Genomic DNA, 16259 nt, shown 5'->3' with positions numbered 1-16259 from the left:
CTCAACCCTGAGGTGCAAAGTGTTAAAAAACGTTCTTCCTCTGCTGGCGCTGTTTGCGCTGCCTGTTTTTGCTAAGCCCGTTCTGACGGTCTACACCTACGACTCCTTCTCCGCCGACTGGGGCCCCGGCCCGGTGGTTAAAAAAGCCTTTGAAGCCGACTGCAACTGCGAGCTGAAATTCGTGGCGCTGGAAGATGGTGTCTCTCTGCTTAACCGGCTGCGCATGGAAGGCAAAAACAGCAAAGCCGACGTGGTGCTCGGGCTGGATAACAACCTGCTGGAAGCCGCCACCCAAACCAGACTGCTCGCCAAAAGCGGTGTGGCGGCAGATGCCGTCAACGTACCGGGCGGCTGGAAAAACGACACCTTCGTTCCCTTTGATTACGGTTACTTTGCGTTTGTCTACGATAAAAACAAGCTGAAGAATCCGCCCAAAAGCCTGAAAGAGCTGGTCGAAAGTGACCAGAAATGGCGCGTAATTTATGAAGATCCGCGTACCAGCACCCCGGGTCTGGGGCTGCTATTGTGGATGCAGAAAGTCTACGGGGATAAAACGCCGGAAGCGTGGCAGAAGCTGGCCGCGAAAACCGTTACCGTCACCAAAGGCTGGAGCGAAGCCTACGGCCTGTTCCTGAAAGGCGAAAGCGATCTGGTGCTGAGCTACACTACCTCTCCGGCCTACCACATTATCGCCGAGAAGAAGGATAACTACGCCGCCGCGAACTTTGCTGAAGGGCATTATTTGCAGGTGGAAGTGGCCGCCCGCACCGCCGCGAGCAAACAGCCTGAGCTTGCCGAAAAATTCCTGAAATTTATGGTCTCCCCGGCATTCCAGAATGCTATTCCGACAGGAAACTGGATGTACCCGGTCACTGACGTTGCGCTGCCGGCAGGCTTTGAGCAGCTAAACAAGCCGCAAACCTCACTGGAATTTACGCCGCAGCAGGTTGCCGCCCAGCGCGCCGCATGGATTAGTGAATGGCAACGCGCCGTCAGCCGCTGATCCCCGGCTGGTTAGTTCCCGGGCTGCTCGCCGCCATACTGATGGTGGTCGTCAGTCTGGGTGCATTCCTTGCGCTGTGGTTTAACGCGCCAGAGAGCGATCTGCTCGCCCTCTGGCACGACAGCTATCTCTGGCACGTCATCCGTTTCTCCTTCTGGCAGGCGTTTCTCTCCGCGCTGCTGTCGACGATCCCGGCCATTTTCCTTGCACGCGCCCTCTATCGCAGACGTTTCCCCGGCAGGCTTGCCCTGCTGCGGCTGTGCGCGATGACGCTGATCCTGCCCGTGCTGGTGGCGGTGTTCGGCATTCTGAGCGTCTACGGTCGACAGGGCTGGCTGGCATCCCTCTTCAACCTGCTTGGTCTGGAATGGACCTTCTCCCCTTACGGCCTGAAAGGCATTCTGCTGGCGCATATTTTTTTCAATATGCCGATGGCGACGCGCCTCTTTTTACAGGCGCTGGAAAACATTCCCGGTGAGCAGCGTCAGATTGCCGCCCAGCTTGGCATGCGCGGCTGGTCGTTCTTCCGCTTTGTCGAATGGCCGTGGCTGCGACGCCAGATTGCCCCGGTGGCCGCGCTAATCTTTATGCTCTGCTTCGCCAGCTTCGCGACCGTGCTTTCTCTCGGCGGCGGGCCGCAGGCCACCACCATTGAGCTGGCGATCTATCAGGCCTTAAGTTACGACTACGATCCGGGCCGCGCCGCGCTGCTGGCGATGGTGCAGATGGTCTGCTGCCTGGCGCTGGTGTTACTCAGCCAGCGGCTGAGTAAAGCGATCCCCACAGGCAGTAATCACTTGACAGGCTGGCGCGATCCGCAGGACAGCCTGCACAGCCGCGTCGCGGATTTTATGCTGATCGCGCTGGCCCTCCTGCTTCTGCTGCCCCCGCTGCTGGCCGTTATCGTTGATGGCCTGAATCGCAATGTGTTGTCGGTACTGCAACAGCCTGTCCTGTGGCAGGCGACGTGGACCTCATTGCGCATCGCGCTGGCAGCCGGGCTGCTGTGCGTGATCCTGACCATGATGCTGCTCTGGAGCAGCCGCGAGCTGTACGCGCGTCATGCCCGTAAAGCCGGACACGCGCTGGAACTGACGGGTATGCTGATCCTGGCGATGCCGGGTATTGTGCTGGCGACCGGATTCTTTTTACTGTTCAACAGCACCATCGGCCTGCCGGAAAGCGCCGACGGCATCGTCATTTTTACCAACGCACTGATGGCTATCCCTTACGCGCTCAAGGTGCTGGAAAACCCGATGCGCGACGTCAACAGCCGCTACAGTTTGCTGTGTCAGTCGCTGGGCATGCAGGGCTGGCAGCGTCTGAAGGTGGTCGAACTGCGCGCGCTAAAGCGTCCGCTGGCTCAGGCGCTGGCGTTTGCCTGCGTGCTGTCGATTGGCGATTTTGGCGTTGTGGCCCTCTTTGGCAACGAGGATTTCCGCACGCTGCCGTTCTGGCTTTATCAGCAAATTGGCTCCTATCGTAGCCAGGACGGCGCCGTCACGGCACTTTTACTGCTGGTGCTGTGCTTTGCGTTATTTACCGTTATCGAAAAACTTCCGGGGCGTGATGTTAAAACTGACTGATGTAACCTGGCTTTATGAGCACCTGCCAATGCGTTTTACCCTCTCCGTTCGTCAGGGAGAGCGAATCGCAGTACTTGGCCCCAGCGGGGCCGGAAAAAGTACCCTGCTCAATCTGATTGCCGGTTTTTTGCAGCCTGCCAGCGGGTCGATCGTCATTGATAATGGCGAGTATACCTACGCTCCGCCGGCTAAGCGCCCGGTGTCGATGCTGTTCCAGGAAAACAATCTGTTCAATCATCTTACGGTGTGGCAGAACATCGCGCTGGGTATGGATCCGGGGTTAAAACTCAGTGTTGCGCAGCGTCAGACGCTGGAGGCGATCGCCGAACAAATGGGCCTGGCTGCGTTTATCAACAGACTACCGGGTGAGCTTTCCGGCGGCCAGCGCCAGCGCGTGGCGCTGGCACGCTGTCTGGTGCGCAAGCAGCCGCTGCTGCTGCTCGACGAACCCTTTTCGGCGCTCGACCCGGCCCTGCGTCAGGAGATGCTCTCACTGGTTGAGGAGGTTTGCGAGCGCGAGCAACTGACGATGCTGATGGTTTCGCATAGCATCGAAGATGCCGCACGCATCGCGCCGCGATCGGTAGTGATCGCGGAGGGACGTATTTTGTGGGATGGAACAACCGACGCCTTAATGAGCGGGAAAGAAAGCGCGTCAGGATTACTGGGTATAAGACCGTAGGCCGGGCAAACGCAGTGCCGCCCGGCGTTTAACGGCTCACCACCTTCAACAGGATCTCACCGTACACCGGCATCAGCGGGTGGCGAATCAGCGCCACCAGCGCCACGACAGCCACCCCCAGCGTCAGCGGGGCCAGCCAGAGCAGGCGAGAGCGCGGAAGATAGCGCGTCAGGCGATCAACACTGGCTTTCGCGCTGCGCCACAGGCGCCAGCAGAGCCAGACCGCCAGCCACAGCAGGACCGCCGTTCCCAGCAGCAGCCACTTGAACTCACCGCTTTGCATACCGTCAGGAATATCGATGGCCGCGCCCGCCAGGATCCCCGGCAGGAAGTAGAACGGCGGCCAGAAGACGCAGCCGATGATGTTCGGCACCACAAACTTCGCGACGGGCAGATCCAGCATCCCGGCCACCATCGGCACCAGCGGGCGCGTTGGGCCAACGAAGCGCCCCACGAGGATGGTGAACATGCTGTGCTGGTGCAGCGCGTGCTCGGTTTTATCCAGCAGCGCTTTGTTTTTTTTCATGAACGACCAGCGGTGCAGCGGCTTCTTAAAGCGCCAGCCCAGCCAGAAGGAGATCCAGTCCCCCAGCAAACAACCGATGATACCGGCCATCCACGCCTGCCAGAAATTGACCTCGCCGCTGCCGATAAGCGCCCCAAGCCCTGCCATCATCACGGTGCCGGGCAGGATCAGCCCGACCAGCGCCAGCGACTCCAGAAACGCCACCAGCGCCACGGCGATGAGCGAATACATAACGGACTGGGTAATAAAATGTTCCAGCAATGCCTGCATAACTATTCCGGTCAGAAAACGAATCAGCGATTCTGCTTAGCGCCCTGCACCGCGTCAAGGCATCAATTGTCTGAATAGTTTACAAGATGCGCCTGAAGTTCACCTGAATGTTTACCGATTATTCACATCCCGCACGGAATTCGCTCGGGCTGGCACCGGTGCACTTCTTAAACACGCGAGAGAAATAGAGCTGATCTTCGAAGCCAACGTTACGCCCGACGGTGGCGATAGGCATTCGGGTGGTGCTGAGCAGCAGTTTCGCCTGGCTGATGCGCTGATCCTCACGCCAGCTGAGTACGCTCACGCCAAGCTGCTGGCGGAACAGATGAGAGAGCCGTGACGGCGACAGACACACATGCTGGGCGACGCTGGCAATATCAAACTGGCTGTCGGCAAGGTGGTCGCTGATGTACTGGCAGGCGTCGCGGACGCGGTTGTCCAGCGGCGGATTAAGCGACTCGTTGATGGCCTCCATGCGGCGCAGCAGCACCTGTTCAAGCAGGTTGATGGCCAGCAGTTCGGCGTAGCGCCCGCCCGCCTGCCCTGCCTCAATAATCTGTGCGAACAGCTCACGGAACTGCGCCAGATGCGCCTCATCCGGGCGATATAAACCGGTATGGGCGAAAATGGCCGGCCACGAGAGCCACTCCTGCCAGTAGGCGCGCGGACGGAAATAGACCCACTGGTGATACCACTCTTTGGCATCCGGATGGCGCCCGTAGTGGTGGATCTCCCCCGGCGGGAACAGCAGCATATCACCGGGGCGGCAGATAAACTGCTGATCCCCGTTTTTGACAACCCCTTCTCCGCGTACGGTCAGGTTGAGGATATATCCCTTCATGCCAAGAGGGCGATCGACGTAAAAATCGAGATATCCCTCGGCCTCAATTGGCGTCAGCCCCGCCACCAGATGGGCGTTAAATGAGTAGCCCGGCAGTAAGGGATCGTTTTGCGGTTCGGCCATAGATTCAGTTCTCCCAAGGGTCCTGAAGGAAACCAATTGTCCATATCGATAAAAGCAGTATAAAAATGGCCCGCGAAAAGATCCAAAAAGCATCACGCCTCTTTTACGTCCGCCATGTTTCAGCCTTTCCCCCTGATTTCTCCGCCAGTACGGGCAGATAAGCAGTAACAAAAGTGTCTATAAGTGCGGCATAAATGTCCACATAGAATATTTGCACGGCGTCACACTTTGCGTGGCTACAGCAATTTAGTCCATAAGATTAGCGGATCCTGCCTGACGATTTTTGTCCCCAGTCTCTAATGTTCTTCCATACCTGTTTTTTGGATGGAGCAACACCATGGCAATTGCAATTGGCCTCGATTTTGGCAGCGACTCAGTTCGCGCGCTGGCAGTGGACTGTACGACTGGCCTGGAGATAGCAACCAGCGTTGAGTGGTATCCGCGCTGGCAAGAGGGGCGCTACTGCGATGCGCCGAACAACCAGTTCCGCCACCACCCGCGTGATTACATTGAATCAATGGAAGCGGCGATCAAAACCGTGCTGGCGGAGTTGACGGACGCCCAGCGGGCCGATGTCGTGGGGATTGGCGTTGACAGCACCGGCTCAACGCCTGCTCCTGTCGATGCCGAAGGCCGCGTACTGGCGCTGCGACCGGAGTTTGCCGACAACCCGAACGCCATGTTTGTGCTGTGGAAAGACCATACCGCCGTGGAAGAGGCGGAAGCCATCACCCGCTTATGCCATCAGCCGGGCAAAACTGACTACTCCCGCTACATCGGCGGGATTTACTCCAGCGAGTGGTTCTGGGCCAAGATCCTGCACGTTACCCGCGCGGACGCGTCGGTCGCACAGGCAGCGGCATCATGGATTGAGCTATGCGACTGGGTTCCCGCCCTGCTCTCCGGCACCACTCGCCCGCAGGATATCCGCCGCGGCCGTTGCAGCGCCGGGCATAAATCGCTGTGGCATGAAAGCTGGGGGGGGCTGCCTCCGGCAACGTTCTTCGATGAACTCGATCCGATCATCAACAAAAACCTGACATACCCGCTGTTTACCGACACCTTCACCGCCGATATTCCGGTCGGCACGCTCTGCGAAGAGTGGGCGAAACGCCTCGGTCTGCCGCAAAACGTGACCATTTCCGGCGGCGCGTTCGACTGCCATATGGGTGCCGTGGGCGCGGGTGCGCAGCCCAACACGCTGGTGAAAGTTATCGGCACCTCCACCTGTGACATTCTGACGGCAGATAAAGCCAGCGTCGGCGACCGCGCGGTGAAAGGCATCTGCGGTCAGGTTGACGGCAGCGTGGTACCCGATTTTATCGGCCTCGAAGCGGGTCAGTCCGCCTTCGGCGATATCTACGCCTGGTTTGGCCGCGTGCTCGGCTGGCCGCTGGATCAGCTGGCTGCCGCGCATCCTGAACTGAAAACGCAGATTACGGCGAGCAAAAAACAGCTCCTGCCGCAGCTCACCGAAGCCTGGGCAAAAAATCCGTCTCTCGACCACCTGCCGGTGGTGCTGGACTGGTTCAACGGCCGTCGTACGCCGTTTGCCAACCAGCGTCTGAAAGGAGTGATTACCGATCTCAACCTCGCGACCGACGCGCCCGCGCTGTTTGGCGGCCTGATCGCCGCCACCGCATTCGGCGCGCGCGCCATTATGGAGTGCTTCACCGGGCAGGGCATTGACGTAAACAACGTGATGGCGCTGGGGGGCATCGCCCGTAAAAACCCGGTGATTATGCAGGCCTGCTGCGACGTGCTGAACCGGCCGCTGCAAATTGTGGCCTCCGATCAGTGCTGTGCGCTGGGCGCCGCGATTTTCGCTGCCGTGGCCGCAGGCGTCCATGCGGATATCCCGACCGCGCAACAGCATATGGCGAGCGCCGTCGAAAGTACGCTCCAGCCGCAGACTCAGCAGGCACAACGCTTTGAACAGCTTTATCAGCGCTACCAGCAATGGGCAAAAAGCGCCGAACTTCACTATCTCCCTGTCGCCGCCCCGGCCAAAAGCACCGCGGACACTACGGCAACCCTGACACATTAAGGACACGATAATGACCATTTTTAATAATTATGAAGTGTGGTTTGTGATTGGCAGCCAGCATTTGTACGGACCGGAAGCGTTGCAGCAGGTGACGAAACACGCGGAGCACGTTGTGAATGCGCTGAACGCGGAAGCCAAACTGCCGTGCAAACTGGTGCTGAAGCCGCTGGGTACCACCCCGGACGAAATCACCAACATTTGCCGCGATGCCAATTACGATGACAAATGCGCTGGCCTGGTGGTGTGGCTGCACACCTTCTCGCCAGCCAAAATGTGGATCAACGGCCTGGCTATCCTCAACAAACCGCTGCTGCAATTCCACACGCAGTTCAACGCCTCCCTGCCGTGGGACAGCATCGACATGGACTTCATGAACCTGAACCAGACCGCGCACGGCGGCCGCGAGTTCGGCTTCATCGGCGCGCGCATGCGTCAACAGCATGCCGTGGTGACCGGGCACTGGCAGGACGGTCAGGCACAAAAACGTATTGGCTCCTGGATGCGTCAGGCGGTATCTAAGCAGGATACCCGCCACCTGAAAGTGGTGCGTTTCGGCGACAACATGCGCGAAGTGGCGGTCACCGACGGTGATAAAGTGGCCGCGCAGATTAAATTTGGCTTCTCCGTCAACACCTGGGCGGTGGGCGACCTGGTGCAGGTGGTGAATGACATCAGCGATGGCGACGTTAACGCGCTGGTGGACGAGTACGAAAGCAGCTATCGCCTGACGCCTGCGGCACAGGTCAACGGTGACAAGCGCCAGAACGTGCTGGATGCCGCACGTATTGAGCTGGGCATGAAGCGTTTTCTGGAACAGGGCGGCTTCCATGCCTTCACCACCACCTTTGAAGATCTCCACGGCCTGAAACAGCTCCCGGGTCTGGCGGTACAACGTCTGATGCAGCAGGGCTACGGCTTTGCGGGCGAAGGCGACTGGAAAACTGCCGCTCTGCTTCGCATCATGAAGGTGATGTCGACCGGTCTACAGGGCGGCACCTCTTTTATGGAGGACTACACCTACCACTTCGAGAACGGCAACGATCTGGTGCTCGGCTCGCACATGCTGGAAGTGTGTCCATCCATCGCGGTTGAAGAGAAACCGATCCTCGACGTGCAGTACCTCGGCATTGGCGGCAAAGCGGATCCGGCCCGTCTGATCTTCAACACCCGTACCGGCCCGGCCATTAACGCCAGCCTGATTGACCTCGGCGATCGTTTCCGCCTGCTGGTGAACTGCGTCGATGCGGTTGAAACCCCGCATTCTCTGCCGAAGCTGCCGGTCGCCAACGCTTTGTGGAAAGCGCAGCCTGACCTGCCAACCGCCTCGGAAGCCTGGATCCTGGCCGGCGGCGCGCACCACACCGTATTCAGCCACGCGCTTGACCTGAACGATATGCGTCAGTTTGCCGAGCTGCACGACATCGAACTGACCGTAATTGATAACGACACCCGTCTGCCAGCCTTTAAAGACGCGCTGCGCTGGAACGAAGTCTATTACGGTTCAAAACGCTAAGTACGGAGTGCCCGGTGGCACTTCGTTTACCGGGCCTACGGTTCTGTAGGCCGGATAAGCGCAGCGCCATCCGGCAGGAGACGACAATGTTAGAAGATCTCAAACGTCAGGTACTCGAAGCCAACCTGGCGCTGCCAAAACATAACCTCGTAAACCTGACATGGGGCAACGTCAGCGCCGTTGACCGGGAAAAAGGGGTGTTCGTGATCAAGCCTTCCGGCGTGGATTACACGGTAATGACCGCAGAAGACATGGTGGTGGTCAGCATCGAAACGGGTGAAGTGGTTGAAGGCAATAAAAAGCCCTCCTCCGATACGCCCACTCATCGCCTGCTGTATCAGGCCTTCCCGACCATCGGCGGGATTGTGCATACCCATTCGCGTCACGCGACCATCTGGGCGCAGGCGGGCCAGCCTATTCCGGCCACCGGCACCACCCACGCGGACTACTTTTACGGCACCATTCCCTGCACGCGTCTGATGACCGATGCGGAGATCGGCGGTGAGTACGAATGGGAAACGGGGAACGTGATTGTCGAAACCTTCGAAAAACAGGGAATCGACGCGGCGCAAATGCCCGGCGTGCTGGTGCACTCCCACGGCCCGTTTGCCTGGGGTAAAAACGCGGAGGACGCGGTGCACAACGCGATCGTGCTGGAGGAAGTCGCCTATATGGGGATCTTCTGCCGCCAGCTGGTACCGCAGCTGCCGGATATGCAGCAAACCCTGCTGGATAAGCATTACCTGCGTAAGCACGGTGCGAAAGCCTACTACGGGCAGTAAAGATTCAAAGGCATCTGCTACGCAGATGCCTTTATATATATAAAGAATACGTTATCCTAACGAATAAAAATAAAATATTTGTTTTACACACCTCTCTTTGTTATAAAAAACATCCAAATGGAGGTGAGCATGAGCACTAGAAATGATATTACCGATGGTCTTTTTGCAACAACCAGTAAACATGGACTAATATACACAAAAAAATTAGGCTGGATTGATCTGGGTCACGCTCAGGGGAATGACGCCAGAGCTTTGAAAACTAAATTAGACAATGAAACATTCGCTGAATATTTCGAAGAATTTGATGAATGGTACTATCCCGTTTCATATCACCAAGAAATGGGAAAAAACGTGAAGATTTTAGATAGGAAAATTTCTTTACGAACAGGCGTAAGCACACAAGTTATGGTAAAAGCATGTTTATCGCCACAGGTAAAAGCACGAGTAGCACTCACAATTATGTACAGTACTGCTAAAAGATTCGAAGCATGGCAGAATTCGATTCTCTTCAACTGGTATACAGATAGTGGATATAGTGCGGAAGATCTAATTTCAGATTTAGTAGGATTCTACCGTGTATTTGGAAAGGGTCCTGATCCTTTATGGTTAGCCGAACCAGTTTCTTATGAAACAGCGCTTCAGGTATGGGATTCGTATGCTCCCCTCGGACACTACAAAAATACCCAATTTTCACCTTTGTTGTTCCCAACAGAACCACCAATGAAATATGGTTATCCGATAAAAAAAGAACTCCCTTCATGGCTAAGCTATATTAAGCCGCTTACTCAGGAATATCATGATTTTTTTATAAACAACTTCAAAGACCAACCTGTTAAAAACTTCTTTAAGGAATCTACACGTATAAATCATGAGTTATATAGCTCATTCTCCTCTGTAAGTGAATTTAATTACTCAGATGACCCATTTGAGCGTCCAATATTCTTCCTGTTAAACCCGCATCAGCCTTATTCAGGATAGAACCTGTGAAAAAACAACTCTTTTTATTACTGCTCGCATTGTTATTCCCTGCTTTCGTAAGTTACACATGGTTTATTCTGACCACAGGCCATCATAATTACACCCAAGATAATACCTTCTCTTTTTGGCTATACACTCCTGCAACTTTAAAAAAATTACCCTTTATTTCGAATAATAGCGTTTACAGCTATGATTACAACCCTGACAACCAACAAACAAGAGTTATCATTACCTGGACTGATATTAATAATATCCTCGAAAAGAAACAAGACCTCATTGCTTTTCTTGAAATGCTTAAGGGTTTAAATAAGTATGACTGCTCATGGTTATATAATGATAAAAATGACTTTTCTGACAACTACCAGCGATACTGCATTTTCCAGAAAGAAAAAACGTTGGAATTAGAATTTTTTGAAACTTGATAGAAAAAACACTGTATAAAAAATCAGTAAACCCAACAAAACCAGGCTATAATCAGGCCTGGTTTTGTTTTATGGGATAACGCCGTGACGCAGGCGCAAGAAGGCTTTTTACTGACCAGACACTGGCGGGATACCCCTCAGGGTACTGAGGTTGAATTCTGGCTGGCAACGGACAACGGCCCACTAAACGTTACGCTCCCGCCGCAGGAGTCCGTGGCCTTTATTCCTGAAGCTCACGTCGAGAAAGTGAAACAACTGCTACGCGGCGAAAACAACTGGCGCCTTACGCCGCTTCAGCTGAAAGATTTCCACCGCCAGCCGGTTTACGGCCTCTACTGCCGCGCCCATCGCCAGTTGATGCGCTATGAAAAGCTGCTTCGTGAAGCAGGCGTGACGCTTTACGAGGCCGACATTCGCCCGCCTGAACGCTTTCTGATGGAGCGGTTTATCACCGCCCCCGTCTGGGTAGATGGCACCGCGCAAAACGGCAGGATCGTTAACGCGCGCCTGAAGCCTAATCCGCACTATCGCCCGCCGCTAAAGTGGGTGTCGCTGGATATTGAAACCACCCGCCATGGCGAACTGTACTGCATTGGCCTGGAAGGCTGTGGGCAGCGGGTTGTCTATATGCTCGGGCCGCCGAACGGCGATGCGTCCGCGCTGGATTTTAATCTGGAGTACGTCAACAGCCGCCCGCAACTGCTGGAGAAGCTTAACCAGTGGTTTGCCGAGCACGATCCGGATGTTCTGATCGGCTGGAACGTAGTGCAGTTTGACCTGCGCGTGCTGCAAAAACATGCCGAGCGTTACCGTATCCCGCTGATTCTGGGGCGCGGCAACAGCGAGCTGGAGTGGCGTGAGCACGGTTTTAAGAACGGTGTTTTCTTCGCGCAGGCTAACGGTCGCCTGATTATCGACGGTATCGAGGCGCTGAAATCCGCCTTCTGGAACTTCTCTTCCTTCTCGCTGGAAGCGGTCGCCCAGGCGCTGCTCGGCGAAGGTAAATCCATCGACAATCCCTGGGACCGAATGGACGAGATCGACCGGCGCTTTAATGAAGATAAGCCGGCGCTCGCTACCTATAACCTGAAAGATTGCGAGCTGGTGACGCAGATCTTCCACAAAACCGAGATCATGCCGTTCCTGCTGGAGCGGGCGACGGTGAACGGTCTCGCGGTCGACAGGCACGGCGGCTCGGTAGCGGCCTTCAGCCACCTCTATTTCCCGCGGATGCACCGGGCAGGCTATGTCGCCCCTAACCTCGGCGACGTGCCGCCGCAGGCCAGTCCCGGCGGGTACGTGATGGACTCCCGGCCAGGATTGTATGACTCGGTGCTGGTGCTGGATTACAAAAGCCTCTACCCGTCGATTATCCGCACCTTCCTGATCGATCCCGTCGGGTTGGTTGAGGGCATGGCGCAGCCAGACGATGCGCACAGCACCGAAGGTTTTCTTGGAGCACGCTTCTCGCGGGAAAAACACTGCCTGCCCGAAATTGTGGGAAACATCTGGCACGGCCGCGACGAGGCGAAGCGCCACGGCAACAAGCCGCTCTCACAGGCGCTGAAAATCATTATGAACGCCTTTTACGGCGTGCTGGGTACCAGCGCCTGCCGCTTCTTTGATCCCCGTCTGGCGTCTTCCATCACCATGCGCGGGCACGACATTATGCGCCAGACCAAAGCGCTGATTGAATCCCGGGGCTATGACGTTATTTATGGCGATACCGACTCCACCTTTGTCTGGCTGAAAGCGGCCCATTCAGAAGACGACGCCGCGCGCATCGGCAAAGAACTGGTCGCCTACGTGAACGACTGGTGGCGCGAAAATTTGCAAAAAGAGCGGTTAACCAGCGCGTTAGAGCTGGAGTTTGAAACCCATTTTGCCCGCTTTTTAATGCCGACCATTCGCGGAACCGACCAGGGCAGCAAGAAGCGCTACGCCGGGCTGATTCAGGAAGGTGACACGCAGCGGATGGTCTTTAAAGGGCTGGAGACGGTGCGCACCGACTGGACGCCACTGGCGCAGCAGTTCCAGCAGACGCTCTACCTGCGGGTGTTTCGCAACGAGCCCTATCAGGACTACGTGCGCGACACCATCGCCAGCCTGATGGCGGGTGAGCTGGATGACCAGCTGGTGTATCGCAAGCGCCTGCGCCGCCCGCTGGCCGAATATCAACGTAATATTCCTCCCCACGTACGCGCCGCGCGGCTGGCGGATGAAGAGAATGTTCGCCGGGGCCGTGCGCCGCAGTATCAGAACCGGGGTACGATCAAATACGTCTGGACAACTAACGGCCCGGAACCCGTTGATTACCAGCAGTCTCCGCTCGATTACGATCACTACCTGACCCGCCAGCTTCAGCCGGTTGCGGAGGGAATTTTACCGTTCATCAATGACGACTTTGCTACACTAGTGACAGGACAACTTGGGCTATTTTGACGCGTGACGAAACCGTTGCCATCCAGTACCATAGCGCCCTTTCCATTCCCGGACCCATTTTTCGATGACCGTCTTTTTTGACGGGGTCGAACTATTGCCTGCAATTAAAGATTAGAGCCGAACAACTATGCCTTTTACACTTGGTCAACGCTGGATCAGCGATACAGAAAGCGAACTTGGATTAGGAACCGTCGTTGCCGTCGATGCGCGCATGGTTACCCTCCTTTTCCCTGCTACCGGTGAAAACCGCCTGTACGCTCGCAATGACTCCCCTGTTACCCGCGTAATGTTCAATCCGGGCGACACCGTGACCAGCCACGAAGGCTGGCAGCTGAAGGTTGAAGACGTAAAAGAAGAGAATGGACTGCTCGCCTACATTGGAACGCGTCTTGATACCGACGAGACGAATGTTATCCTGCGTGAAGTGCTGCTCGACAGCAAACTGGTTTTCAGCAAGCCGCAGGACCGTCTGTTTGCCGGGCAAATCGACCGAATGGATCGCTTCTCCCTGCGCTACCGCGCGCGTAAGTTCCAGAGTGAACAGTACCGCATGCCGTGGAGCGGCCTGCGCGGCCAGCGTACCAGCCTTATTCCCCATCAGCTGAATATCGCCCATGACGTGGGCCGTCGCCATGCGCCTCGCGTGCTGCTGGCTGACGAAGTGGGCCTGGGTAAAACCATCGAAGCAGGCATGATCCTGCACCAGCAGCTGCTCTCTGGCGCTGCCGAGCGCGTGCTGATTGTGGTGCCGGAAACGCTGCAACACCAGTGGCTGGTCGAGATGCTGCGCCGCTTTAACCTGCGCTTCTCCCTGTTCGACGACGAGCGCTATGCCGAAGCCCAGCACGACGCGGACAACCCGTTTGAAACCGAACAGCTGGTGATCTGCTCCCTGGACTTCGTACGCCGCAGCAAGCAGCGCCTGGAGCACCTGTGCGACGCAGAATGGGATCTGATGGTCGTCGACGAAGCGCACCACCTCGTCTGGAGCGAAGATGCGCCAAGCCGTGAATACATGGCGATTGAGCAGCTTGCCGAGCGCGTACCGGGCGTTCTGCTTCTGACCGCCACCCCGGAGCAGCTGGGTCTTGAGAGCCACTTCGCCCGTCTGCGCCTGCTCGATCCGAACCGATTCCACGATTTTGAGCAGTTTGTTGAAGAGCAGAAAAACTACCGTCCGGTGGCGGACGCCGTCGCGCTGCTGCTGGCCGGTAATCGTCTCTCTAATGATGAACTTAACACCCTCAGCGATCTGATCGGCGAGCAGGATATTGAGCCGCTGCTTCAGGCCGCGAACAGCGACAGCGATAATGCGGGATCCGCGCGTAAAGAGCTGATCGACATGCTGATGGACCGTCACGGCACCAGCCGCGTGCTGTTCCGCAACACCCGTAACGGCGTGAAAGGCTTCCCGAAACGCGAGCTGCACACCATCAAACTGCCGCTGCCGACCCAGTACCAGACGGCGATTAAAGTCTCCGGCATTATGGGCACCCGTAAATCAGCGGAAGATCGCGCGCGCGACATGCTCTACCCGGAGCAGATTTATCAGGAATTTGAAGGCGACACTGGCACCTGGTGGAACTTCGATCCGCGCGTGGAGTGGTTGATGGGTTATCTGACCGCGCACCGTTCCCGGAAGGTGCTGGTGATCTGCGCCAAGGCAGCCACCGCCCTGCAACTTGAACAAGTGCTGCGCGAGCGCGAAGGTATTCGCGCCGCCGTGTTCCATGAAGGCATGTCTATTATCGAGCGCGACCGCGCTGCGGCGTGGTTTAGTGAAGAGGACAGCGGCGCGCAGGTTCTGCTGTGCTCCGAAATCGGTTCTGAAGGCCGTAACTTCCAGTTCGCCAGCAATCTGGTGATGTTCGATCTGCCGTTTAACCCGGATCTGCTGGAGCAGCGTATCGGCCGTCTGGATCGTATCGGTCAGGCGCACGATATTCAGATCCACGTTCCGTATCTGGAGAAAACCGCCCAGTCCGTTCTGGTTCGCTGGTACCACGAAGGCCTGGATGCGTTTGAACATACCTGCCCGACGGGCCGCACCATTTATGACCAGGTGCATAGCGATCTGATCGGTTACCTCGCGGCGCCGGAAAACACCGAGGGCTTTGATGAGCTGATCAAATCCTGTCGAGAGAAGCACGACGCGTTGAAAGCTCAGCTGGAGCAGGGTCGCGATCGCCTGCTGGAGATCCACTCCAACGGCGGTGAAAAAGCGCAGCAGCTGGCCGAAAGTATCGAAGAACAGGACGATGACACCAGCCTGATCAGCTTCTCCATGAACCTGTTCGACATCGTCGGCATTAACCAGGACGATCGCGGCGAGAACATGATCGTGCTGACCCCGTCCGATCATATGCTGGTGCCGGATTTCCCGGGCCTGCCGGAAGACGGCTGCACCATCACCTTTGAGCGTGATGTGGCGCTTTCCCGCGAAGATGCACAGTTCATCACCTGGGAGCACCCGCTGATCCGCAACGGTCTGGATCTGATCCTCTCCGGCGATACCGGCAGCAGCACCATCTCCCTGTTGAAGAACAAAGCCTTGCCTGTGGGCACGCTGCTGGTGGAGCTGATCTACGTTGTGGAAGCGCAGGCGCCGAAACAGCTTCAGCTTAACCGCTTCCTGCCGCCAACCCCGGTGCGTCTGCTGCTGGATAAAAACGGTACGAACCTGGCCGGCCAGGTGGAGTTTGAAAGCTTCAACCGTCAGCTGAGCGCGGTGAACCGCCATACCGGCAGTAAGCTGGTGAATGCGGTGCAGCAGGACGTGCATGCCATTCTGCAACTGGGTGAAGCCCAGGCCGAAAAAGCGGCCAGAGTGCTGATCGATGCGGCGCGTAGCGAAGCCGATGAGAAGCTTTCTGCCGAGCTGTCGCGTCTGGAAGCGTTGAAAGCAGTGAACCCTAACATTCGTGACGATGAGCTGGCCGCCATTGAGAGCAACCGCCAGCAGGTGCTGGAAAGCCTGAATCAGGCGGGATGGCGTCTCGACGCCCTGCGTCTTATCGTTGTGACGCATCAGTAAGCGGAGCGCA

Annotated in this window: 12 protein-coding genes; 10 read left to right on the top strand and 2 right to left on the bottom strand. The window is 56.7% G+C overall.

The window, feature by feature from the left end:
• The first annotated feature begins 19 nt into the window (after positions 1–19).
• From thiB to thiQ, 3 genes are read left to right on the top strand one after another with little or no spacing between them, the layout of a single operon-like run.
• Positions 20–1003 carry a thiamine ABC transporter substrate binding subunit gene (gene thiB / locus LOC22_RS14365; protein ID WP_230238991.1) on the top strand — a complete coding sequence of 328 codons (984 nt, stop codon included), beginning with the start codon at positions 20–22 and terminating at the stop codon, positions 1001–1003.
• Complete coding sequence (gene thiP / locus LOC22_RS14360) at positions 979–2589, top strand: thiamine/thiamine pyrophosphate ABC transporter permease ThiP (protein ID WP_032670574.1); 1611 nt, start codon at positions 979–981, stop codon at positions 2587–2589. Before thiB ends, thiP begins: the two co-directional genes overlap by 25 nt.
• On the top strand, positions 2573–3271 hold the full coding sequence (gene thiQ, locus LOC22_RS14355) for a thiamine ABC transporter ATP-binding protein ThiQ (RefSeq protein ID WP_017694525.1): 699 nt from the start codon (positions 2573–2575) through the stop codon (positions 3269–3271). Before thiP ends, thiQ begins: the two co-directional genes overlap by 17 nt.
• Before the next feature lie 28 nt (positions 3272–3299).
• Here the strand turns inward: thiQ and LOC22_RS14350 are convergent, their stop codons facing one another.
• Both LOC22_RS14350 and araC read right to left on the bottom strand, forming a co-directional pair.
• Positions 3300–4067, bottom strand: coding sequence for a DedA family protein (locus LOC22_RS14350; RefSeq protein WP_015572658.1), 768 nt, complete (start codon positions 4065–4067; stop codon positions 3300–3302).
• Positions 4068–4185: 118 nt separating this feature from the next.
• Positions 4186–5031, bottom strand: coding sequence for an arabinose operon transcriptional regulator AraC (gene araC, locus LOC22_RS14345; RefSeq protein ID WP_003856402.1), 846 nt, complete (start codon positions 5029–5031; stop codon positions 4186–4188).
• 337 nt (positions 5032–5368) lie between these two features.
• Here araC and araB point away from each other — a divergent pair, with 337 nt between their 5' ends.
• The 7 genes from araB to rapA all read left to right on the top strand — a co-directional run bounded on the left by araB (position 5369) and on the right by rapA (position 16249).
• Positions 5369–7078 (top strand): ribulokinase, encoded by a 1710-nt coding sequence (gene araB, locus LOC22_RS14340; protein WP_047055964.1) that lies wholly within the window; start codon positions 5369–5371, stop codon positions 7076–7078.
• A 10-nt stretch (positions 7079–7088) separates the two neighbouring features.
• Positions 7089–8591, top strand: a complete 1503-nt coding sequence (araA, locus tag LOC22_RS14335; RefSeq protein ID WP_015572656.1) for an L-arabinose isomerase — start codon at positions 7089–7091, stop codon at positions 8589–8591.
• A gap of 86 nt (positions 8592–8677) precedes the next feature.
• Positions 8678–9373 carry an L-ribulose-5-phosphate 4-epimerase gene (gene araD, locus LOC22_RS14330; RefSeq protein WP_230238990.1) on the top strand — a complete coding sequence of 232 codons (696 nt, stop codon included), beginning with the start codon at positions 8678–8680 and terminating at the stop codon, positions 9371–9373.
• Positions 9374–9502: 129 nt separating this feature from the next.
• Positions 9503–10351: a hypothetical protein gene (locus LOC22_RS14325; protein WP_230238989.1), complete on the top strand. Its 849-nt coding sequence runs from the start codon at positions 9503–9505 to the stop codon at positions 10349–10351.
• A gap of 5 nt (positions 10352–10356) precedes the next feature.
• Positions 10357–10773 carry a hypothetical protein gene (locus LOC22_RS14320; RefSeq protein ID WP_230238988.1) on the top strand — a complete coding sequence of 139 codons (417 nt, stop codon included), beginning with the start codon at positions 10357–10359 and terminating at the stop codon, positions 10771–10773.
• 84 nt (positions 10774–10857) lie between these two features.
• Positions 10858–13215, top strand: a complete 2358-nt coding sequence (gene polB / locus LOC22_RS14315; protein ID WP_230238987.1) for a DNA polymerase II — start codon at positions 10858–10860, stop codon at positions 13213–13215.
• A gap of 127 nt (positions 13216–13342) precedes the next feature.
• The gene (gene rapA, locus LOC22_RS14310; protein WP_015572654.1) at positions 13343–16249 is read left to right on the top strand and encodes an RNA polymerase-associated protein RapA; all 2907 of its coding nucleotides are present in this window, start codon (positions 13343–13345) and stop codon (positions 16247–16249) included.
• Positions 16250–16259: the final 10 nt, after the last annotated feature.

The organism is Enterobacter sp. AN-K1, from assembly GCF_020971765.1.
Taxonomy (GTDB): Bacteria; Pseudomonadota; Gammaproteobacteria; order Enterobacterales; family Enterobacteriaceae; genus Enterobacter; species Enterobacter hormaechei_C.
This window is presented reverse-complemented; position numbering and strand designations above follow the sequence as displayed.

Coding starts and splice junctions, on each gene's coding strand:
- thiQ (WP_017694525.1), top strand. CDS start 2,573: ATGTTAAAACTGACTGATGTAACCTGGCTTTATGAGCACCTGCCAATG.
- araD (WP_230238990.1), top strand. CDS start 8,678: ATGTTAGAAGATCTCAAACGTCAGGTACTCGAAGCCAACCTGGCGCTG.
- thiP (WP_032670574.1), top strand. CDS start 979: ATGGCAACGCGCCGTCAGCCGCTGATCCCCGGCTGGTTAGTTCCCGGG.
- LOC22_RS14350 (WP_015572658.1), bottom strand. CDS start 4,067: ATGCAGGCATTGCTGGAACATTTTATTACCCAGTCCGTTATGTATTCG.
- araC (WP_003856402.1), bottom strand. CDS start 5,031: ATGGCCGAACCGCAAAACGATCCCTTACTGCCGGGCTACTCATTTAAC.
- araB (WP_047055964.1), top strand. CDS start 5,369: ATGGCAATTGCAATTGGCCTCGATTTTGGCAGCGACTCAGTTCGCGCG.
- araA (WP_015572656.1), top strand. CDS start 7,089: ATGACCATTTTTAATAATTATGAAGTGTGGTTTGTGATTGGCAGCCAG.
- LOC22_RS14325 (WP_230238989.1), top strand. CDS start 9,503: ATGAGCACTAGAAATGATATTACCGATGGTCTTTTTGCAACAACCAGT.
- rapA (WP_015572654.1), top strand. CDS start 13,343: ATGCCTTTTACACTTGGTCAACGCTGGATCAGCGATACAGAAAGCGAA.